The sequence below is a fragment of the Actinocorallia longicatena genome, from assembly GCF_039534125.1.
GTDB classification, from domain to species: domain Bacteria; phylum Actinomycetota; class Actinomycetes; order Streptosporangiales; family Streptosporangiaceae; genus Actinocorallia; species Actinocorallia longicatena.
The window spans coordinates 254,991-275,807 of record NZ_BAAAUV010000007.1 but is presented as its reverse complement, the minus strand read 5'-3'; the positions used below and the strand labels follow the sequence as shown (position 1 = coordinate 275,807).

20 protein-coding genes, 1 tRNA gene and 1 other RNA gene are annotated in these 20,817 nt (G+C 69.1%); 11 read left to right on the top strand and 11 right to left on the bottom strand.

Annotated features, from left to right (window positions below):
- Positions 1 to 11: 11 nt before the first annotated feature.
- From ABD785_RS17005 to ABD785_RS16980, 6 genes are all read left to right on the top strand, one after another.
- Complete coding sequence (locus tag ABD785_RS17005) at positions 12 to 1,169, top strand: fatty acid desaturase family protein (RefSeq protein WP_344829114.1); 1,158 nt, start codon at positions 12 to 14, stop codon at positions 1,167 to 1,169.
- 7 nt (positions 1,170 to 1,176) lie between these two features.
- Positions 1,177 to 2,067, top strand: coding sequence for an RNA polymerase sigma factor SigJ (gene sigJ / locus ABD785_RS17000; RefSeq protein WP_344829112.1), 891 nt, complete (start codon positions 1,177 to 1,179; stop codon positions 2,065 to 2,067).
- A gap of 44 nt (positions 2,068 to 2,111) precedes the next feature.
- Complete coding sequence (locus tag ABD785_RS16995; RefSeq protein WP_344829110.1) at positions 2,112 to 2,828, top strand: SDR family oxidoreductase; 717 nt, start codon at positions 2,112 to 2,114, stop codon at positions 2,826 to 2,828.
- A 53-nt stretch (positions 2,829 to 2,881) separates the two neighbouring features.
- On the top strand, positions 2,882 to 3,787 hold the full coding sequence (locus ABD785_RS16990; RefSeq protein WP_344829328.1) for a serine hydrolase: 906 nt from the start codon (positions 2,882 to 2,884) through the stop codon (positions 3,785 to 3,787).
- 68 nt (positions 3,788 to 3,855) lie between these two features.
- Positions 3,856 to 4,785, top strand: coding sequence for an alpha/beta fold hydrolase (locus tag ABD785_RS16985; protein WP_344829108.1), 930 nt, complete (start codon positions 3,856 to 3,858; stop codon positions 4,783 to 4,785).
- A gap of 142 nt (positions 4,786 to 4,927) precedes the next feature.
- Complete coding sequence (locus ABD785_RS16980; RefSeq protein WP_344829106.1) at positions 4,928 to 5,602, top strand: TetR/AcrR family transcriptional regulator; 675 nt, start codon at positions 4,928 to 4,930, stop codon at positions 5,600 to 5,602.
- 7 nt (positions 5,603 to 5,609) lie between these two features.
- Here the strand turns inward: ABD785_RS16980 and ABD785_RS16975 are convergent, their stop codons facing one another.
- The 6 genes from ABD785_RS16975 to ABD785_RS16950 all read right to left on the bottom strand — a co-directional run bounded on the left by ABD785_RS16975 (position 5,610) and on the right by ABD785_RS16950 (position 11,622).
- Entirely contained in the window at positions 5,610 to 6,224 is a 615-nt protein-coding gene (locus ABD785_RS16975) for a hypothetical protein (RefSeq protein WP_344829104.1), read from the bottom strand.
- A gap of 66 nt (positions 6,225 to 6,290) precedes the next feature.
- The gene (locus tag ABD785_RS16970) at positions 6,291 to 8,048 is read right to left on the bottom strand and encodes a S9 family peptidase (protein ID WP_344829102.1); all 1,758 of its coding nucleotides are present in this window, start codon (positions 8,046 to 8,048) and stop codon (positions 6,291 to 6,293) included.
- A 125-nt stretch (positions 8,049 to 8,173) separates the two neighbouring features.
- A complete protein-coding gene (locus ABD785_RS16965; RefSeq protein WP_344829100.1) occupies positions 8,174 to 9,229 on the bottom strand; it encodes an aspartate-semialdehyde dehydrogenase in 1,056 nt (351 codons plus the stop codon).
- Positions 9,226 to 10,494 (bottom strand): aspartate kinase, encoded by a 1,269-nt coding sequence (locus ABD785_RS16960; RefSeq protein ID WP_344829097.1) that lies wholly within the window; start codon positions 10,492 to 10,494, stop codon positions 9,226 to 9,228. The genes ABD785_RS16965 and ABD785_RS16960 overlap by 4 nt, the downstream gene beginning before the upstream one ends.
- 121 nt (positions 10,495 to 10,615) lie before the next feature.
- On the bottom strand, positions 10,616 to 10,807 hold the full coding sequence (locus ABD785_RS16955; protein WP_344829095.1) for a DUF397 domain-containing protein: 192 nt from the start codon (positions 10,805 to 10,807) through the stop codon (positions 10,616 to 10,618).
- Positions 10,804 to 11,622: a helix-turn-helix domain-containing protein gene (locus tag ABD785_RS16950; protein WP_344829094.1), complete on the bottom strand. Its 819-nt coding sequence runs from the start codon at positions 11,620 to 11,622 to the stop codon at positions 10,804 to 10,806. Before ABD785_RS16950 ends, ABD785_RS16955 begins: the two co-directional genes overlap by 4 nt.
- Positions 11,623 to 11,770: 148 nt before the next feature.
- Between ABD785_RS16950 and ABD785_RS16945 the strand changes: the two genes are divergently transcribed.
- The gene (locus ABD785_RS16945) at positions 11,771 to 11,986 is read left to right on the top strand and encodes a hypothetical protein (RefSeq protein WP_344829092.1); all 216 of its coding nucleotides are present in this window, start codon (positions 11,771 to 11,773) and stop codon (positions 11,984 to 11,986) included.
- Between the two features lie 942 nt (positions 11,987 to 12,928).
- Here ABD785_RS16945 and ABD785_RS16940 read toward each other — a convergent pair.
- From ABD785_RS16940 to ffs, 5 genes are all read right to left on the bottom strand, one after another.
- Positions 12,929 to 13,474, bottom strand: a complete 546-nt coding sequence (locus ABD785_RS16940) for a DUF5063 domain-containing protein (RefSeq protein ID WP_344829090.1) — start codon at positions 13,472 to 13,474, stop codon at positions 12,929 to 12,931.
- Positions 13,467 to 14,066 (bottom strand): recombination mediator RecR, encoded by a 600-nt coding sequence (recR, locus tag ABD785_RS16935; RefSeq protein ID WP_344829088.1) that lies wholly within the window; start codon positions 14,064 to 14,066, stop codon positions 13,467 to 13,469. Before recR ends, ABD785_RS16940 begins: the two co-directional genes overlap by 8 nt.
- Entirely contained in the window at positions 14,067 to 14,405 is a 339-nt protein-coding gene (locus tag ABD785_RS16930) for a YbaB/EbfC family nucleoid-associated protein (RefSeq protein WP_344829086.1), read from the bottom strand.
- A gap of 666 nt (positions 14,406 to 15,071) precedes the next feature.
- Positions 15,072 to 17,369 (bottom strand): DNA polymerase III subunit gamma and tau, encoded by a 2,298-nt coding sequence (locus ABD785_RS16925; RefSeq protein ID WP_344829084.1) that lies wholly within the window; start codon positions 17,367 to 17,369, stop codon positions 15,072 to 15,074.
- Between the two features lie 28 nt (positions 17,370 to 17,397).
- Positions 17,398 to 17,493: signal recognition particle sRNA small type (ffs, locus tag ABD785_RS16920), an RNA gene on the bottom strand.
- 46 nt (positions 17,494 to 17,539) lie between these two features.
- On the opposite strand from ffs, the gene ABD785_RS16915 reads away from it, so the two are divergent.
- The 4 genes from ABD785_RS16915 to ABD785_RS16900 all read left to right on the top strand — a co-directional run bounded on the left by ABD785_RS16915 (position 17,540) and on the right by ABD785_RS16900 (position 20,646).
- On the top strand, positions 17,540 to 17,854 hold the full coding sequence (locus ABD785_RS16915; RefSeq protein WP_344829082.1) for a DUF952 domain-containing protein: 315 nt from the start codon (positions 17,540 to 17,542) through the stop codon (positions 17,852 to 17,854).
- Between the two features lie 10 nt (positions 17,855 to 17,864).
- Positions 17,865 to 17,952, top strand: a tRNA-Ser gene (locus ABD785_RS16910).
- Between the two features lie 480 nt (positions 17,953 to 18,432).
- Entirely contained in the window at positions 18,433 to 19,266 is an 834-nt protein-coding gene (locus tag ABD785_RS16905) for a DUF3800 domain-containing protein (RefSeq protein WP_344829080.1), read from the top strand.
- Between the two features lie 303 nt (positions 19,267 to 19,569).
- Positions 19,570 to 20,646, top strand: a complete 1,077-nt coding sequence (locus ABD785_RS16900; protein WP_344829078.1) for a Fic family protein — start codon at positions 19,570 to 19,572, stop codon at positions 20,644 to 20,646.
- Positions 20,647 to 20,817: the final 171 nt, after the last annotated feature.

Sequence of the window (20,817 nt, the reverse complement as noted above, 5' to 3'; positions counted from 1 at the left end):
TAGGAGGATCCATGAGCATCGCGACCCTGAACGACACGAACGATCGTGAAGCGAACGATCGTGAAGAGACCGCCCGTGAGCAGCGAACCCGGCGGAGGCCCTTCTCCGCCGCCGACCCCACGGCCCATCTCACCGAGGCCGACATCGAGGCCATCGGCGTCGAGCTCGACGCCCTCCGCGAGGAGATCATCAGCGACCGCGGTGAGCGCGACGCGAAGTACATCCGCGACGTCATCAAGCTCCAGCGCGGTCTGGAGATCAGCGGCCGGGCCATCCTGATGGCCGGGTGGCTGCCGCCCGCGTGGGTCGCCGGGACCGCCGCCCTGTCCGCGGCCAAGATCCTGGAGAACATGGAGCTCGGCCACAACATCATGCACGGCCAGTGGGACTGGATGCGCGACCCCAAGATCCACTCCACGACCTGGGAGTGGGACAACACCTCACCGGCCGACCAGTGGAAGCACTCCCACAACTTCGTCCACCACACCTACACCAACGTGCTCGGCAAGGACCGCGACATCGGCTACGCGCTGCTGCGGATCACGCCCGAGCAGCGCTGGTCGCCGTGGACCGTCGCCCAGCCCGTCTACGCCGCCCTGCTCGCGATGTTCTTCGAGTACGGCGTCGCCCTGCACGACCTGGAGTTCGACCGGATCCGCCGGGGCGAGAAGTCCCGGGCCGAGGCCTGGCCGCAGCTCAAGGCCATCGGCCGCAAGGTCCGCAGGCAGGTCCTGAAGGACTACGTGGCCTTCCCGCTGCTGGCGATCCCGACCGGCGCGAGCGTCCCGGTGCTGGCGGGCAACTTCACCGCGAACATCGTCCGCAACGTGTGGACCAACGTGGTGATCTTCTGCGGGCACTTCCCCGACGGCGCCGAGATCTTCCCCGAGGACCAGATGGAGGGCGAGACGCGCGGCGCCTGGTACGTCCGGCAGCTCCTCGGCTCGGCCAACATCTCCGGCGGGCCGCTGATGCACCTGGCGACCGGCAATCTCAGCCACCAGATCGAGCACCACCTGTTCCCCGACCTGCCCAGCAACCGGTACCAGGAGATCGCTCCGCGCGTCCGGGCGCTGTGCGAGAAGTACGACCTGCCCTACACGACCGGGTCGCTGCCCGCGCAGATCACGTCGACCTGGAAGAAGATCTTCCGGCTGGCGCTGCCATAGTGGAGGCATGGCGGACGGATCGGGCCCTGACGGCGGATCGGGCTCTGGCGGATCGGGCTCCGACGGCGGTTCGGTCGAGGTCTTCGAGGAGCAGCGTCCGCGGCTGACCGGGCTTGCCTACCGGATGCTCGGGTCCGTCCAGGAGGCCGAGGACGTCGTCCAGGAGGCCTATCTCCGCTGGTCGAAGGCCACGGGCGTGGAGGTGCCCGCGGCCTGGCTGACCAGGGTCGTCACCAACCTCTGCCTGAACGAGCTGGGCTCGGCCCGGGTGCGCCGCGAGGCCTACGCCGGGCCGTGGCTGCCCGAGCCGATGGTCACCGACGCCGACCCGGCCGAGCTGCGGGAGTCGGTCTCCTACGCGATGCTCACGCTGATGGAGCGGCTGACCCCGGCCGAGCGCGCCGTCTTCGTGCTGAAGGAGGCGTTCGGCTACTCCCACCGCGAGATCGCCGGTTTCCTCGGCGAGTCCGAGGCCAACACCCGGCAGCTGCACAGCAGGGCCCGGCGCGATCTCACGGCCGGGCCCCGGTTCCGGCCGTCGGAGCCGGAGCAGCGGCGGCTGATCGACCGGTTCATGACCGCCGCTCTCGAAGGCGACCTCGACGGCCTGACCTCGCTGCTGTCGGAGCAGGTCACGGTCTGGTCGGACGGCGGCGGCAAGGTCACCGCCGCCCGCAACCCGGTCACCGGCCGCGCCAAGGTGCTCCGCCTCCTGACCGGCCTGATGCTCAAGCACGCCGACGCCGAACCCCGGATGCTCTCCCTCAACGGCGAGCCCGCCCTCGCCTTCTTCTGGGACGGCCTGCTCGGCGCCGTCACCTTCTTCGAGTTCGACACCACCGGAAACCTCACCGCCGCCCGCCTCATCCTCAACCCAGACAAGCTGTCACATCTCTAACGGCCGTCCGGTTCTTCTCCCATCACCTCGGAGAGGAGCAACCAATGATCGTGGTGACCGGTGCGAGCGGAGTCCTCGGCACGCATGTCCTGCCCCTGCTCGACGCCCCGCACGCGCTCAGCCGACGGCCCCGGACCGGTGGCGGTGCGACCTGGCATGCGGGCGAGCTGTCGGCACCCGTCGTCGGGGAGGCCTCGGTGATCCTGCATCTGGCCAGTGACACCCGCCGGATGGGCAGGGACGATCTCCGTCAGGTCCGGACCCTGCTGGCCACCGCCCGTCCCGACGCCCACCTGGTCTACATCTCGATCGCCGGGATCGACGGCCACCCCTATCCCTACTTCCGGGTCAAGCGCGAGGCCGAGCGGCTGATCGCCGCCCGTCCGCACACGATCCTGCGCGCCACCCAGTGGCACGGGTTCGTCGCCGGGTTCTTCGACCTGGCGTCGAAGGGGCCTGCGCTGGTCGTCCCCGCGCGGACTCCGGTGACGCCCGTCGCGGCCGAGGAGGTCGCCACCCGTCTCGCCGGGCTCGCGCAGGGGCCGCCCCGGGGCCGCGTCGCCGACTTCGGCGGGCCGGAGACGCTGGACGTCGCGGTCCTGGCCCGCGCCTACCTGGCCGCGGCCGGGCGGCGGCGGCCGGTGCTCGGCGTCCCGGTGCCCGGCCGGATCGGGCGGGCCTTCCGCGAGGGCGCCCACGCCGCCGTCCCGCACGCGGGGAGGACGACGTTCGCCGAGTACCTCGCCGGGCGTGGCCGGTGATCGTCCGGGGTGGCTAGAGTGGGCGGCCGACGAAGGGTGGGTGGGCCGTGCCGATGCGGGCGATCGCCGTTTCCGGGGGGCTGGTGGCGGGGCTGATCGTGGGGGTTCCGGCCGCCGCGGCGGAGCCGGTCTGCACGTCCGAGATCAGCCCGAAGATCGCGAAACGGCTGAGCGGGGAGATCCGCTCGGCGCTGCGCGGCCGGTCCGGGACGATCTCGGTGGCGCTCTACGACCGCGAACGTCACCTTTCGTGCTGGGTCGGGGCGAGCCGCCGCTACGACTCGGCCAGCACCGTGAAGGTGACGATCGTCGCGGCACTGCTGCGGTCGGCGCAGAAGCGGGGTCTCACGGCGAGGGAGAAGTCCCTGGCCCGCGCAGCGATCACCCGGTCGGACAACAACGCGACCTCCGCCCTCTGGTCCCAGCTCGGCCGCGCCCGGATCCAGCGGCTGCTCGACCTGGCCGGAATGAAGTCGACCCGGCTCGGGCCCGGGGGGCTGTGGGGGCTCACCCAGATCACCGCCCACGACGAGCTCCGCCTGCTCATGCTCCTCACCCGCAAGGACACCGCGAAGTACAAGGAGAAGGTGCTGACCGCGAGGTCGCGCCGGTACCTGCTGGGCCTCATGCACTCCGTCACGCCGAGCCAGCGATGGGGCACCCCCGCGGGCGTGCCGAAGGGGGTGTCGGTGCACGTCAAGAACGGCTGGCTGCCGCGGCGCACCCACGGCTGGCGCGTCCACAGCCTGGGGACGTTCGACGGCAGGAAGCGCGACTACATGCTCGTCGTCCTCACCCACGGCAATTCCTCGATGTCCTACGGGATCCGGTCGATCGAGCGCGTCGCCCACGCGGCCCACTCGGCGCTGAACCCGGAGACCAGCGCCCGCTTCCTCCGGTCGCCCGTCGAGGAGATCTCCGACGGCAGCGCGCCGTTCGAGCCCGTCGACGGCTGGTGAACCGCGGCGACACGTGACGCTTACGCGGGGGAAGCGCCGCCGAAACGCGTTCGGTTCACTCTTCGGACATGACAGGCGAGGTGCAGTTCCGTGAGGTCCACGGTTATCGGCGCGCGTTCCGGATGACGGGCAGCGGCCCTCCGCTCCTGCTCATCCATGGCATCGGCGACAGCTCCGAGACCTGGACGCCCGTCCTGCCCGACCTGGCGAAGCGGTACACCGTCATCGCCCCCGACCTGCTCGGCCACGGCGACTCGGCCAAACCGCGCGCCGACTACGCGGTCGCCGCCTACGCCAGCGGCATGCGCGACCTGCTGACCGTCCTGAACATCGACCGTGTGACGGTCGTCGGCCACTCGCTCGGCGGCGGTGTCGCGATGCAGTTCGCCTACCAGTTCCCCGAGCGCTGCGAACGCCTCGCCCTGATCTCCAGCGCGGGCATGGGCCGCGAGGTCCACCCGGTGTTCCGCCTCGCGGCCGCCCCCGGCGCCGGGCCCGGCCTGGCCCTGCTGGCCTCGCTCCCGGTCCGCACGGCCGCCCGCGCGCTGGCCCCGCTGCTGCGCGCGGCCGGCGGCGCCGGCCTCGGCCCCGACCTCGACTACGTCCTCAGCCGCTACGCCCGGTTCGCCAAGCCGACCGCCCGCCGCGCCTTCCTGCGCACGCTCCGCGCGGGCGCCGACTGGAACGGCCAGGCCATCACCATGCTCGACCGCAGTTACCTGGCCGTGAACCTGCCGACCCTGCTGGTCTGGGGCGGCCGCGACGGCATCATCCCCGCCTCCCACGCCGCGATCGCCCACGCGGCCCTCCCGGGCAGCCGCCTCGAGATCTTCGACGGGGCCGGTCACTTCCCCCACCACCACGACCCCGGCCGCTTCACCGAGATCCTCACGACCTTCATCGACACCACCGACCCGGGCGTCTACGACCGCTCCACCTGGGCGGGCATCCTCCGCGACGGCCGCCCCCACCCCGAGCCCCCGTCCAGCGGCTCCTGACAGGAACGTCCCGCCGGATCGTCACCCCCATGGCGCGCCACGCCGGTGCGGCCGTCGCCCTCGCGCCTCCAGCCGTGAGGATGGGCGGAAAGAACGCCTTCTACCGCCGCGGGTGAAGTGGGGTGCGCCTAGAGTTGTGCGGGTGAGTGAGAAGGCGGTCGCCGGACGGTCGGAGCAGACGCGTGAGCTGATCGTGGAGACGGCGCTACGGCTGTTCCGCGAGCACGGCTACGAGGCGACGACCATGCGGGTGATCGCCAAGGAGGCCGGGGTCTCCGTCGGGAACGCCTACTACTACTTCTCCTCGAAAGAGGAGCTGATCCAGGCCTACTACGACGAGCTGCAGGAATCGCACAACGCGGCCTGCCGGCTGGTCCTGGACCGGGAGACCACGTTCACCGCGCGGCTGCTCGGCGTCCTGCGGGCACGGGTCGACACGATGGTGCCCTACCACGCGTTCGCCGGGAAGTTCTTCAAGTTCGCCGCCGAGCCGACCTCGCCGCTCAACCCGTTCAGCTCCGAGTCGGGCCCCGCGCGTACCGCGGCCATCGCGATCTACCGCGAGGTCGTGGACGGATCGAGCGACCTCAAGCTCAGCCCCGACTTCCGGCAGGAGCTGCCCGAGCTCCTGTGGCTGTACTCGATGGGCCTCGTCCTGTACTGGGTCCACGACTCCTCCGACGGCTGCCGCAAGACCTACCTGCTGGTCGACCGGACGGTGCCGCTGGTCAACAAGATGGTGTCGATGTCGCGGCTGCCCGGTTTCCGGTCCGTCACCCGTGAGCTCGTCGACATCATCAGGAACGTCCGCGACTGAGCGCCGGTCATCCGCAGGCGCGGTGCCTGATCAGCCGTTTCACGCACCACTCGGGGCCGTAGAAGATGTCCCAGTGCGTATCGTGCTCGTTGGCGAACAGCTGGCCGGGACGGACCCGGTACATCTCCGAGCCGTCGCTGCGCTCGCCGACCTTCTTCATGGTCCGGTGGATGTACTTGGTCACGCACTTGGTCGGCATGATGTCGATCTTGTAGCCGTTCTCGTGGCTGAACCGCATCCTGGCGTGGCCCTTCTCGGTGCCGCCCGAGACGGTGACCTTGCACCTGCTGGCCTTGCGGAAGGCGAGGATCCCCTCGACCGTCCCGCGGCGCATCCCCTCGTAGGAGGTGCAGCCGTGCTTCCACCGCTGGGTGCATCCGCCCGAGGAGAACCGCTTCACGCCCTGGGCCCTGAAGGTGGTGTCCACGAACGGCTGGCGCACCTTCTTCGTCAGGTCGATCACCGGCGCCGCCTGCTTGAGCGCGACAGGGGCCGCGGGCACCGGTGCCGACGGCCGGACGATCACCGTCGGCTCCTGCCGTCCCGCCAGCGCGACGGTCACGACGAACGCCGCCGTCGCTCCGCAACCCGCCGCGCCGATCAGCCACTGTTTCCGCTTCATGATCTCCCCCCTCGAAAGCCGAGAGGGGAGATCCCCAGCGGGTGATCACCGAAAACGACGGGCTAATCAGCCCATATTCAGATTTTTCATGGCGAATCCGATCTCGGCTTCCACCTGCTTGATCCGTTCTTCAACGACCAATGACCCGTGACCGGCGTCGAATCGGTAGACCTCGTGGGTTTTGCCCAGTTCGTCGAGACGCGCCAGATAGTTATCGATCTGCCGGATCGGGCACCGAGGATCGTTCTCCCCGGCGAGCACCAGCACGGGCGCCTCGACCCGCTCGACATAGGTGATCGGCGACGACTCCTCGTACTTCTCCGGCACCTCCGCGGGGGAGCCGCCGAACAGGGAGCGGTCGAAGGCCTGGAGCGCCTCCATCTCGTCCTCGTAGGCCGCGACGTAGTCGGCCACCGGGACGCCCGCGACCGCGACCGTCCAGTCGTCCGGCTGGGTGCCGATGCCGAGCAGCGTCAGATAGCCGCCCCACGAGCCGCCGGTCAGGACCATCTTCGCGGGGTCGGCGAGCCCGGAGGCCACCGACCAGTCACGGACGGCCTTGACGTCCTCCAGCTCGATCAGCCCGACCTTCTCCTCCAGCGCGTCCCGCCAGGCCGATCCGTAGCCGGTCGAGCCCCGGTAGTTGACCTGGACGACCGCGAACCCGTGGTCGACCCAGGCCGCGGTGCCCGGGTTGAAGGCGTCGGTGTCCTGCGCGGTCGGCCCGCCGTGGACATCGAAGACGGTGGGGAACGGGCCGTCGCCCTCGGGCTTGGAGACCAGGGCGTGGATCTTCCCTCCGGGACCGTCGACCCAGGCGTCCTCGACGGGCACCGAAGGCGGCGCGGGCTCACCGGGCGGGGTCAGGACGACCGCGCCGGTCGTCGAGCGGATCACCGGCGGCTCGGCCGCGGACGTGAACATGAACTCGATCGACCCGTCGAGCCGGACGGTCGCCCCGCCGAGCGAGCCGCGCGGGGTCTCGATCCGGGTGAGCTCGCCCGAGGCCAGGTCGTAGCGGTAGATCTCGTCGCGGGCCTCGTAGCCGTGCCCGACCAGCAGCGCCGAGGCGTCGGGGAACCAGCTCGCGCCGACCTCGCCGGGCAGGTCGAAGGTCAGCTCGGTCTCCTCGCCGGTGATCGGGTTCCAGATCAGCAGCTCGTCGCGGCCGCGACGCTCGTGGCTGACCAGGAGCCTGGAGTCGCCGGCGACCGGGGCGAAGCCCGACGGCCCGACGCCCTTGCCGGGACCGTCGTGCAGCTCGGCGACCAGGGAGCCGTCCGGGTTCACGATCTTGATGGACGGGTGGCGGCTGTCGCCGTGCTCACTGTGGCCGATCGCGATCAGCCGCTCGTCGCGGGAGAGGCCGCCGAGGTAGGCGTTCTCCTCGTGCTCGTAGATCGTCACCGGGTCCTGGCCGGGGTCGATCAGGTGGATCGACGTGCCGTGCTGCCCGCTGCGTCCGACGATCACCCGTCCGCTCCGCGCCAGGGCGAGACCCGCCGGGTAGGCCGGCTCCAGGACGGTCGCCGCGACCGACTCACCGCCCTCGAACGGCTGCTTCCGCCAGACCCCGAACTCGTCGCCGTCGGTGTCGGCGAACCACCACAGCTCGCGCCCGTACGGGTCGAGCGTGCCCGACAGGGTGCCGTTCGGCCGCGACGTGGCCTGCCTCTGCTCGCCCGTCGAGCGGTCCCAGGTGTAGATCTCCCAGGTGCCGCTCGCGTTCGACCGGAACAGGCTCCGGTCGGGAGCCTCCCTCGCCCAGCCCGGCAGGCTCACCCGTGCCGCCCGGAACCGCTGCTTCCACCGCTCGTCGCTCATGGTCCATGTCTACAACCAGTCGCGGGCCGGGGTGCCCGTGTCTCTTACGTTCTGGGCGAACTCGGACGCCGGAAACGCCGGGGACCGGCCCGAACGTGCTCGGACCGGCCCCGGTGACGCGCCGATCAGGCGGTGAGCTCGCGGGCGACGAGCTCGGCGATCTGGGCGGTGTTGAGGGCCGCGCCCTTGCGGAGGTTGTCGCCGCACAGGAAGAGGTCCAGGGACTTCGGGTCGTCCAGGGAGGCCCGGACGCGCCCGACCCAGGTCGGGTCGGTGCCGACCACGTCGTTCGGGGTCGGGAACTCGTGCAGTTCGGGGTTGTCGACGAGGACGACGCCCGGGGCGCCCGCGAGGACGGCCTGCGCCTCCTTCTGGTCGACCTCCCGCTCGAAGGTCGCGTGCACGGCCAGCGAGTGGGTGGTGACGACCGGGACGCGGACGCAGGTCGCGTTGACCCGCAGCTCCGGCAGCCCGAGGATCTTGCGGGACTCGTTGCGGACCTTCAGCTCCTCCGACGACCAGCCGCCGTCCTTGAGCGAGCCCGCCCACGGCACGACGTTCAGCGCCAGCGGGGCCGGGAAGGGGCCCTCGGTGCCGACCACGGCGCGCAGGTCGCCGGCGCGCTGGCCGAGCTCCCGGTTGCCCGCGATCTTCTCGATCTGCCCGTAGAGGGCGTCGATGCCCTCCTGGCCCGCGCCGGACGCCGCCTGGTAGGAGGCCACGACCAGTTCGGCGAGGCCGTACTGGCGGTGCAGCGCGCCCATCGCGACGATCATCGACAGGGTGGTGCAGTTCGGGTTGGAGATGATCCCCTTCGGGCGGACCAGGGCCGCGTCCGGGTTGACCTCGGGCACGACCAGCGGGACCTCGGGGTCCATCCGGAAGGCCCCGGAGTTGTCGACGGCCACCGCGCCGCGCTCGGCGGCGATCGGCGCCCAGATCGCGGAGATCTCGTCGGGGACGTCGAACATCGCGATGTCGACGCCGTCGAAGACCTCGGGGGTCAGCGCCTGCACCACGACGTCCTCGCCGCGGACCTGGAGGACCTTGCCGGCCGAACGCGCGGAGGCGACGAGCCGGATCTCTCCGTACACGTCCTCGCGCTGGGTGAGGATGTCGAGCATGACGGTGCCGACGGCGCCGGTCGCGCCGACGACTGCGAGAGTGGGCTTGCGGCTCATCGGCCGGTACCTCCGTAAACGACTGCCTCGACCTGGTCGGAGTCGAGGTCGAACGCGCTGTGCGCGGCCTGGACCGCGGTGTCGATGTCGTCCTGGGCGACGACGACCGAGATGCGGATCTCCGAAGTGGAGATCATTTCAATGTTGACGCCCGCGTCGGCGATCGCGCCGAAGAACTTCGCGGTGACGCCGGGGTGCGAACGCATGCCCGCGCCGACGAGCGAGATCTTGCCGATCCGGTCGTCGAAGCGCAGCGAGTCGAAGCCGATCGTGCCCTGCGCCTTGTTGAGGGCGTCGAGGGCGGTCTTGGAGTCGGCCGCGGGCAGCGTGAACGAGATGTCGGTCTTCCCGGTGGCGACGGCCGAGACGTTCTGGACGACCATGTCCAGGTTGATCTCGGCCCCTGCCAGCAGGCGGAAGATCCCCGCGGCCTCACCGACCTTGTCGGGCACGCCCACAACCGTGATCTTGGCTTCGCTCCGGTCGTGCGCGACGCCGGAGATGATCGCGTTCTCCACCTCGGTCCCCTCAGTGCTCGCGACGACCCACGTGCCTTCCTTCTGGCTGAACGAGGACCGCACATGAATCGGAATGTTGTAGCGGCGCGCGTACTCGACGCAGCGCAGGTGCAGGATCTTCGCACCGGACGCGGCCATCTCCAGCATCTCCTCGTAGGAGACGAAGGGGATCTTCCGCGCCTTCTTGACGATTCTCGGGTCGGCGGTGAACACGCCGTCGACGTCGGTGTAGATCTCACAGACGTCGGCGTTCAGCGCCGCCGCCAGGGCAACGGCGGTCGTGTCGGAGCCGCCGCGCCCCAGCGTGGTGATGTCCTTGGAGTCCTGCGAGACCCCCTGGAAGCCGGCCACGATGCAGATCGAGCCGTCCTCGAGCGCGCTCTGGATGCGCCCGGGCGTGACGTCGATGATTTTGGCTTTGCCGTGCGAGCCGTCCGTGATGACCCCCGCCTGGGAGCCCGTGAACGATTTGGCCTCGTGGCCCAGGTTGGCGATGGCCATGGCGAGGACCGCCATGGAGATCCGCTCGCCGGCCGTGAGCAGCATGTCCAGCTCGCGCGCGGGCGGCAGGGGGCTCACTTTCTGGGCCAGATCGATCAGCTCGTCCGTCGTGTCGCCCATCGCGGAAACGACGACTACCACGTCGTTTCCTGCCTTCTTGGTGGCAACGATGCGCTGGGCGACCCGCTTCACGCAGTCCGCGTCGGCGACGGAGGAGCCGCCGTACTTCTGCACGACAAGAGCCACTTGGGGCGCTCCTCAGGTGATCGGGTGCAGCATTGACGCCCCGAGTCTACCGAGGTCAACCCATGAACCATCACCCGAATTATCTCATAATGTGAGACAGCCGTATCATTCCCCGGCGACCTCAGCCGCGCAGACCCCGCACGAGCGCCCCGAACGCGCTCCGCGTCACCCCGACCGCCCCTCGCCCCGGATTCTTGGAATCCCGGACGGCCACCACCCCCTCCACCGCGGCCACCTCGACGCAGTCCCCACCCGAGGTACCGCTGTGGGAACTCTTGCGCCAGTCGGCTGACGACAGGTCCAGAGTATTCACAGGCCCTCCAGAACGGAATGAAGCAATTCCAGGGAGTCATCTGCGGACTTAGCCGCGCCCCTGATCGCGTTGAAGTCTAGCGCGTGCTCATGCACGACCAAAGGGTGCTCCGTGAGTGTTCCGCCCGCATGCCCTTCGGTATAGACCGCTCTCGGGGCGTCGATGAACTCCAGGATCGTGAAGGACCCCTGAACGCCAGGATATGCGCCCTTGCTCGCAGGCACGATATGCAGCTGAACGCTCGGCATCCGCGCTATTTCAATGAGACGCGCGATTTGAGCCTTCATCACCTCGCCACCGCCGATCATGCGCCTGACGGCGCCCTCATCGAATATCGCGACGATCTGAGGCGGTGCGTCCCTCGTTAGAAGCCCCTGCCGATCGAGCCGAGTGGCGACGACCTGATCGAGTTCCTCAGCCGTACGCCCCTCCCAAAGGATTTCACGGGCGTACTCGGGCGTCTGAAAGATCCCCTTGACCACGTTCATTTCGAAGACGTACAGGATGGAAGCCTGCGCTTCCCGTTCCACATACTCCTCGAATCCACGGGGCAGGATCGGACGACCCTTGCTTTCCGACATATTCTGCTGAAGGTCCGTGAACGCGTCCGTCCCGAAGAACGTGTTCAGGTCCTCGGCGAACTTCACCGACGGCGTGTTCTTCGCCGATTCGACCTGGCTCAGGTATCCGGGCGTATAGCCGAGCAGCTCGGCGAGCTCCTTCTTCCCCAGCCCGCCCTTCTCCCGAAAGGCGCGGAGCGTGATGGCGAACGCCTTCACAGCAGGATCCTGCAACGGCTCGGACTGCGCGATCACATCGACCTCCAGGGGGTTACCGCCACTCGGTAAAACCGCACCGCCTCCCGGTCAAACGCCGGTGCGTCCTCGGTCCGTTGCTCATCGTATTCACCCCCTGTGACCCTGGACACGCAAATCCCCGAACGCGCCCCCGAAGGACCCCAAGATGCCCACCCCCGACCACGCCCCCCTCCAGCTCCTCCACCCCACCTGGCACATCCGCCCCTCCCGCACCAGCGACTACCTCATCGCCACCCGCCTGGACCGCACCCACCTCACCGACGAGGAACTCACCGCCGGCCTCTGCATGACCCTCGTAGCCGACACCCTCCCCCTCCTCACCCTCGCCCTCTCCGAACAATCCACCCTGGAGTCCCCCTGACCCTCCCGACCCTCACCAGCACCACCCCACCTCACCTTGCCGCCAGCCAACTCCCCGTGGCCTTCGTACGGGGATGCTCCGCCCCCAGGACCCGGACCTTCGCCTCATGAACAGCCCGGAACTCCACCAGCGCCTCGCTCGCCTCACCCTGTGGATACATCATCCGAGCGATCTCGTGACGGGTGGTGAGGGTGTACGGGTGGTGAGCGTGTGCGGGAGGTCGGCACCCAGCACTCGCATGCGGGCGGTAAGGACCTGCCGGAGCTCGAGCTCAGCCTCTCTGTACTGCCCTCGGGCCAAGAGCCAGCTACCGGTGAGCTGGGCTGCGGTCAGGATGCCGGTGAGGGGTTCGGGTGCGGCGGCTTCGGGATCTTCGGTGAAGAGTTCCTTCATGAGGGCGGTGGCGTGCGGGTGGAGTGCGCTCCATTTCGGCCAGGCGGCGGGGTCTTCCAGCGAAGCCGAGGGCGTCGGATTCGGCGGCTTGCTTCAGCTGGGCGCAGGCCAGGGACGTCAGGGCTGATCGCGTCTGTTCGTCGCGGTCGCGGTCGCGGTGGGCATCGCGGACGAGGGGGTGGAGGCGGAGGGAGCCTTCCTCCCGGTCGAGGTCGATCAGGGCGAAGGAGCCCGTCAGGCCGAGGGCTAGGGGGAGGCCGCCGAGGCGGATGGCCAGGACCATCGCGTCCTCGACAAGGCCCGCGGCGGGGCCGGACAGGTCCATCAGGACCAGGGCGGCGTCGTCCTCCGGTAGCGGGCGCAGTTCGGTGCGCTCGCATCACGGGGCGTTCCACCAGCAGATCCTCACCGCAAGCCTCGCGTCGTCCCCCGACGTGGCCGAGCGGCCTGCCGGGGAGCGGCTCGTCGATCGGATCTAGTCGCCGCCGCCTCTGGCCGGGCGGGCCACCGCTTCGTCAAGGTGGCCCGGCTCCGGTCGGCGGGTGGGCGTCAGGTGGTGACGAGGACTTCCTCGGCGACGTCCAGGCGGGCGCCGGAGACGACCGCGTGGAGGGCGCGCAGGGCGGCGCCGCCGTGGTTGCCCCAGTGGTTGAGGTAGGAGTACTGCCACCACCACAGGGCCTCGAGGGGACGGTTCTTCTGGTAGTGGCGCAGGCCGTGGATCAGGTCGCTGGCCACGTCGACGAGGTCGTCCGACAGGCGGTACGGGGTGGTCTCCTCGGCGTCCTTGTACGGGTCGAAGACCTCGGTGTACTCGTCGACGGCCGACAGGCGCTCGGCGAGGCCCTGGCGGATGGCGTCGAGGTCGGGATCCTCGCCGACCTCGGGCTCCCAGTTGCCGGGCAGGACGACGTCGGGGCTGGCCCCGAGCTGCGCGCCGGCCAGCATGACCTGCGACACCTCGAGCAGGAGCAGCGGGATCAGCTTGCCGCCGCCCTCGCCGCCCGCGCAGCGCTCCAGGCCCGCGAGGTAGTTCTCGACGTGCACGACGACGCGTCCCGCGAGGTCGTCCCAGTCCTTCGTGGTGTTAGACATCCAGAAGTCTCCGTCCTTCGAAAGCGCGACCCAGCGTGACCTCGTCGGCGTACTCCAGGTCGCCGCCGACGGGTAGGCCGCTCGCCAAGCGGGTCACCTTGAGGTTCATCGGTTTCACGAGGCGGGCCAGGTAGGTCGCCGTGGCCTCGCCTTCGAGGTTCGGGTCGGTCGCGAGGATCAGCTCGGTGACCTCGCCGTCGGCGAGGCGCTGCATCAGCTCGCGGACCCTCAGGTCCTCCGGTCCGATGCCCTCGATCGGGCTGATCGCGCCGCCCAGTACGTGGTACGTCCCGCGGAACTCGCGGGTCTTCTCGATCGCGACGACGTCCTTGGACTCCTCGACCACGCAGATCACCGCCCGGTCGCGGCGGACGTCGCGGCAGATGCGGCACTCGGTGTCCTCGGCCACGTTCCCGCACGTCTTGCAGAAGCGGACCTTGTCCTTCATCTCACGCAGGGCGTCAGCGAGCCGGTTGACGTCCGCGGGATCAGCGTTGAGCAGGTGGAACGCGATGCGCTGCGCGCCCTTCGGCCCGACGCCGGGCAGCCGCCCCAGCTCGTCGATGAGATTCTGAACAACGCCTTCGTACACCTAAAACCCCGGCATTCCGGGCAAACCCTGCGCGAGTGGGCCCATAGTCTGCTGCTGCAAGTCGGCGGCCTGCCGCGAGGCCTCCCGCACCGCCGCCAGAACGAGATCGGCGACGGTCTCGGCCGTCTCGACGGGATCCGCCCCGTCGATCACCTTGGGATCGACGACGAGCCCCACCAGCTCTCCCTGTCCGTTGACGGTAGCGCTGACGAGCCCACCCCCCGCCGTGCCCGTGACCTCGACATGCGCCAGCTGCTCCTGCGCCGCGAAGAGCTGCTCCTGCATCTTCTGCGCCTGAGCCAGCACGGCCTGGAAATCAAGCTGCCCGCCGGGTTCCACGTCGACCCCCTCCAACTCCACTGAACTCCCGAGACTACGACGAGAACCCGCCCAGCGATACAACCCCCGCCCCAACCCATCCCGAAGGATGACCCGCCCTCCTCCCACACCCTGTGGAAAACCCACCCAACCCCCTCCTCACGTCCGCCCTCTCCGACCCCGCCCCCAGTTCCCCTACGCCCCTGCCCAACCCACCCCACCGGACACGATCAAGCAACGATCCCCACCGCCGGGCGAGAGGAGATCGCCTCGACCAGTCCTCCCAGCCGCGCTCTGCGAAACTCGTCCGGAAGAACCCACCTCGCCGACAAACGAAGATCACGGCGACGAGGCAGGCCGAAGGCCCTAAGTGGGCGTTGATCCTGTGGATTCTGTTTGGTTCCAAGGTCCGGGTTCCGCGCCAGGCTGGGGTGTTTTCGCTGGTGGGTCATGTTGTCGATCATGACGGGGTCGATCATGGCTTCGCTGGTGGAAGGCCGTGTCTTACAGATCTTGCCCGTAGCGATGACGGCCGGCCGCCGGTGATCAAGTGAGCGCCGGGCAGGCGCGTGCCCGATGGAGGTGCGAGCCGGTCCGGTTCCCGGCCGCCGATGGCTCCGCGGAGTGCGAGTTCCTGCGGAGCGTGGCACGGCGGGGGGTGGCGGGTGCCGTCCGGGACGGGGTGGGTCAGCGGGTGTCGATCTCTTTGATGACGGTGGCGCCCAGTTCCTTCTGGACCAGGGCGATACCGGTGACGGTCTCGTCTCCGGCGGGGGCACCGCGGGGCGCTTCGGGTTCGTCGTCGTCCATCGGGCCGTCCGGCGGGGGCGGGAGCGGATCGGTCGGCTGCGGCGGCATCGGGGCGGACTGGCGCGGCTGTGGCTGCGGGGGCCGCTGCTGAGCCGGGGCCGAGGGCGGGGGGCTCTGCGGGGCCGGGGCCTGCTGGGGCTGCGCGGGGGCGGGCGGGGGTGGCGGCGCGGGCTCCCAGGAGGTCGGTGCGGGGGGCTGGGGGGCGGCCTGACGGGCGGGCGGCGGAGCGTTGCCGACGACGGCGTCGATCCGCCAGTCGACACCGAGGAGATCCTTGAGGACTTCGGCCAGGACGCCTTCGCGGCGGCCCATCGTGAAGTTCTTGTGCTTGCCCGCGTTCGAGAAGGCGATCGTCAGCAGGTTGCCCTCGACCGAGACCGGGGCGACCCCTTCCATGATCGTCATCCAGGCGACGCGGCTGCGCTGCTGGACGGCGTCCAGGATCTGCGGCCAGAGCTGCCGCACCCCGTGGATGTCGGCGCCGCCGCCTGACGCCCCCTGCGCCGGGGCGGGCTCCTGGGCGGGCGCTCCACCCCAGCCGCCCTGCGCGGGCGCACCCCAGCCGTCGCCCTGGCCGGAGGGCTGCGCGGGCGCTCCCCAGCCGTCGGACTGCCCCGGCGCCTGACCCTGGCCAGGCTGCTGACCTGGGGCGGAACCCTGCGACCGGCCCTGGCCGGACTGTCCCTGAGCGGCCTGCTGCCCCGGGGCCTGGCCCTGTCCGGACGGCTGTCCCTGGGCGGAGCCCCAGCCGTCGTCCTGACCCGGACCGGGCTCCTGCGCGGTGCCCGAGCCCTGGCCGGGTGCCGGGACGGAGGCGCCCCAGCCGTCGTTCTGCGCGGGCGGACGGCCCGCGGCCTGCGGATCGGCGGCCGGTCCGGGACGCTCGGCACCCTGGCCGGGGGCGCCCCCTCCGGAGTCGTCCACAGGCTGGGGAGCGGATTCCCGCGTGGGACGCGAGGATGGGGCGGGGGGACGCGGACGTGTCTCCTGGGCCGGGCGCGGTGCCGGAGCGGCGACGGGGCCGCTGCGCTCGAGCCTGTCGAGGCGGGCCAGCAGCGCCGCCTCGTCCTGGTAGGCGCCGGGAAGGAGGATGCGGGCGCAGACGAGTTCCAGCAGCAGGCGCGGCGAGGTCGCGCCGCGCATCTCCGTGAGCCCGGTGTGCAGCAGGTCGGCGGCGCGGGTGAGATCGGCGGGGCCCATGGCGTTCGCCTGGGACGTCATGCGGTCGAGCTCGTCGGCCGGCCCGTCGATGAGCCCTGTCTTGGCGGCCTCGGGCACATTGGCGAGGATCACCAGGTCACGGAAGCGCGACAGCAGATCGGCGGTGAAGCGCCGCGGGTCCTGCCCGCCTTCGACGACCCGGTCGATCGCGGCGTACACCGACGCTCCGTCACGGGCGGCGAACGCGTCGACGACCTCGTCGAGCAGGGTGGAGTCGGTGTACCCGAGCAGCGACACGGCCCGGGCGTAGGTGATGCCCGCCTCGTCGGACCCGGCCAGAAGCTGGTCGAGGATCGACAGCGAGTCACGCGCCGACCCGGCCCCCGCCCGGACGACCAGCGGCAGCGCGGCGGCCTCGAACGGCACGCTCTCCGAGCCGAGGATCTCCTCCAGCAGCTCCTGCAGCGTCTTCGGCGGGATCAGCCGGAAGGGGTAGTGGTGCGTGCGCGACCGGATCGTCCCGATGACCTTCTCGGGCTCGGTCGTCGCGAACACGAACTTGAGGTGCGGCGGCGGCTCCTCGACGAGCTTGAGCAGCGCGTTGAACCCCTCGCGGGTCACCATGTGCGCCTCGTCGATGATGTAGACCTTGAACCGCGACGAGACCGGCGCGAAGAAGGCCCGTTCCCGCAGGTCACGCGCGTCGTCCACACCACCGTGCGACGCCGCGTCGATCTCGATCACGTCGAGGTGCCCGCTTCCGCCGGGCCCGAGCGCCACACAGGACTCGCACACGCCGCAGGGATCGGGCGTCGGCCCCTTCTCGCAGTTCAGCGAGCGCGCCAGGATCCGCGCGCTGGAGGTCTTCCCGCATCCGCGCGGCCCGGAGAACAGATAGGCGTGGTTGACGCGCCCGTTCCGCAGGGCCTGCTGCAGCGGCTCGGCCACATGTTCCTGGCCCTTGAGCTCACCAAAGGTGGCAGGCCGGTACTTGCGATAGAGAGCCAGACTCATGCGTTGGACCCGTCCGCGCCGGAGGAAACAAAAGGACCCCCCGCACACCCGCCAGAGCCTGTTTATCCTTGCTGCCTTCCGGCCCTGGGGAGGTTCACAAGATGACGCCGCACGAGGGGTCTGCCCCGAGTCTATGGCATCCGCCGCCCCACCCCGTACAGTCCGCCGGTATGTCCTTCATCTTCCACATCGCCGACCGCACCACCTGGGAACAGGTGACCGACGTCACCCCCTACACGATGTCCACGATCGACAAGACCCTCGAAGAAGAGGGCTTCATCCACTGCTCCGCGACCGACACCCAGGTCCAGACCGTCCTGTCCACCTACTACCAGGGCGTCGAAGACCTCCTCCTCCTGGTGATCGACCCCCGCCACCTGGACGTCCGCTTCGAGCCCGCCGGAGACGACCTCTACCCCCACATCTACGGCCCCCTCCCCAAGTCGTCCGTAATCGAGGTTCGCCCACTCCCCAACACCCGCTAAGCTTCTCCACGGAGGATTCGCCTAGTGGCCTAGGGCGCACGCTTGGAAAGCGTGTTGGGTGCAAGCCCTCACGAGTTCGAATCTCGTATCCTCCGCCAGTGCCTCACCGGCACGACGACGAAGGCCCCGCGCGGGAGACCGCAGCTGGGGCCTTTGCTCGTTCCGGGCGAAGCGCAGAGACGACGAAGGCCGGTGCCCCGACGGGCACCGGACTTCTTTGATCTTCTAGTCTCATTCACAGTCTCATTCACAACCCCGAAGCGCCAAGGTGCCCGGTTAGGCTCGGGCGGCCCAGGGGGTGCTTGCGCATCGCGCAGCGACCGCCCGAGCCTAACCGGGCCGTCAAGCCCCGCGCAGGCATATGGCCCGCTACCTGGGGGTTTGCAGTCATAAGCAATCATGTACGAGGTGGGGGTATCCTTGCATGACAGCCTGGGCTAGCTGTCGCATTCTTTTGCCTCGAAGCACGTTCGTGTGCTCTACTGAGGGTAGAAACCTTCTACAGGTGCCTAGGGGCAACCCGAACACCACATCCTAAGGCCGCTCCTCTGGAGCGGCCTTAGCGCTATGTTGCCTAGATGTACGTCTGCTACCTGGACGAAGCCGGAGGCGCGGAAGCCCCAGACATTGGGCCAGCCGGCACTCCGGTGATGGTGATCCTCGGCTTGATCGTCGATGCGGCTTCCGTGCCGGCCATGACGCGAGACTTCCTAGCCCTCAAGCGAAGGCACTTCCCAGGCCGTTTCACCAGCGGACTTGCCCTTGATCACATCCTCACAGAGGTCAAGGGCAGCGACATCCTCCAGATGACACGTAAGAAGGGGCGCAACCCGCGACGCCAGGCCCAAAGGCTCCGCGACGAGCTTCTGACTCTCGTAGAGACTCACGGGTGCCGGATCGTCGGCCGCGTTTGGATCAAGGATCCCGGCAAGGGGATGGACCCGGCATCTAGTTACTGTTACGCGGTCCAAGACATCTCCTCCCACTACGGCCAGCACCTTGAAGCGCAAGACGATGTGGGCGTATTGATCGCCGACGGGAGACAACATCACACAAACCTTATGGTTGCTCATTCGATCTTCACTCAGAAGTGGCGGACCGGCGGCGATCCCTACCCAGCGATGCGCGAGGTGCCCCTGTTCGCCGCCAGTGACAACCATGCCGGACTTCAGATAGCTGATCTCTTGGCTTCCACTCTGGTATTCCCCATGGCCGTCTCTGCCTACTGTCCGCGAAGACCTGGGGGGAATCCGCACTACTCCGGCACGTACGCCGGTGTCCGCTCGGTCTTTGGGAAGCGAGTTGGGGACCTCCAGTTTCGCTACCGCGACGAAACCGGAAAATGGCGAGGCGGTCTCGTGGTCAGCGACCACATCGCGCACAAACCTGGCTCGTACTTGTTTGGGAGGTAGCTGAGAGCGGCCACCCAACAAGCCGCTCTCAGCCGGGAGCCGGTTAGGCGGTTCCAAGCATGCACTCGTCTTCTATCGAGTCGTCGTCGGCGGAAGCTGGTTCAGCAGGTGCATCAGCGACCCAGAGCAGACCGCCCGCGGACCCATCTTCGAGCTGGGACATGGTCGAGGGGGTCGGCCTCGCCGCCCACAAGTCGGCGACGTGTTGACGTATTGATTGCGTCAACATATCATAGGCCCATGTTGTTTCCCACGCCTGATCTCACCCCAGTCGACCACCTAGTCCTGGAAGAGATCGACGGGATGCGTACCGACCTACGCCATCAGATCCGTAACGCGCCCTACAAGTGGACCGAGGGGCTCCGGAAGTTCCTGACCGCAGACCTGGTCGCGGCCTCGAATTCGATCGAGGGCTTCCGGGTCTCCACTGTGGACGTCGCAGACCTCATGGAAGGCGAACGGGATGTCGAGGTATCGGAGGACGACAAGGAGGAGACCCTCGCCTACCAGCGGATGATGACCTACATCCAGACCCTGCACAACGCTCCCGACTTCGCCTATAGCAAGGGCCTACTCAACGGCCTGCACTGGATGCTGCAAGGCCATCGGCATACCGTCGCCAAACCAGCCGGCCAATGGCGCCAGGCCATCGTCTACGTCACCGACGCCCGCGACCCAAGCATCGCCGCCTACACCGCCCCGAAGCACGAAGAAGTCGCGAGCCTGATGGCCGAGCTGGTCAACTGGCTGAACCAAGACGACGGCAACCACCCCCTGGTGCGGGCCGCGATGGCCCACCTGCACCTGGTGTCGATTCACCCCTGGAACGACGGCAACGGCCGCATGTCCCGCTCCCTGCAAACCCTGATGATCGCCCGCGAGGGCGTGCTGGCCCCCGAGTTCTCCTCCGTCGAAGCGTGGCTGGGACGGCCCGGCAACACCTGGGAGTACTACCGCCAGCTCGCCGACCGTGGATCCACCTACCTACCCGACCAGAACGTCGCCTCTTGGATCACCTTCAACCTGACCGCCTACCACCAGCAGGCCCAGACCGTCCGCAACCGCCTCGAGCGCTCCCGCCACGTCCTCGCCCAGCTGACCGACTTCACCGAAGCCGAGGGCCTGGACGAGCGTCTGGTCTCCGCACTGCACGACGTCGCGATGACCGGCCGCGTCCGCCGCCTGCGCTACGAACACGCTGAAGCCCTCAGCGTCCAGCAAGCCCAACGCGACCTACGCGACCTGACCGCCTCCGGAATCCTCGAAGCCATCGGCCGCACCCGTGCCCGCTACTACACCGCTGGCCCCCGTTTCCCCCAAGACGTCATCACCACCGCGACCACCCCGACCACCCTGACCGATCCCTACCGACCCCGATAACCCAGGGAGGCATGACGTCCGCCAGCGCTCCCCTCGCGGCTCATCCACGCAGAACCCGGCTTGGGCCTCGCCAGTTGCAGTCCCCGTTGCATTCCAATGCGTCCGTGAGCGTTCAGGAGCATCCGACAGAAGCTGGAGCCCCAGGTCAGCAAGGGTTTCGGGTACCCGCGA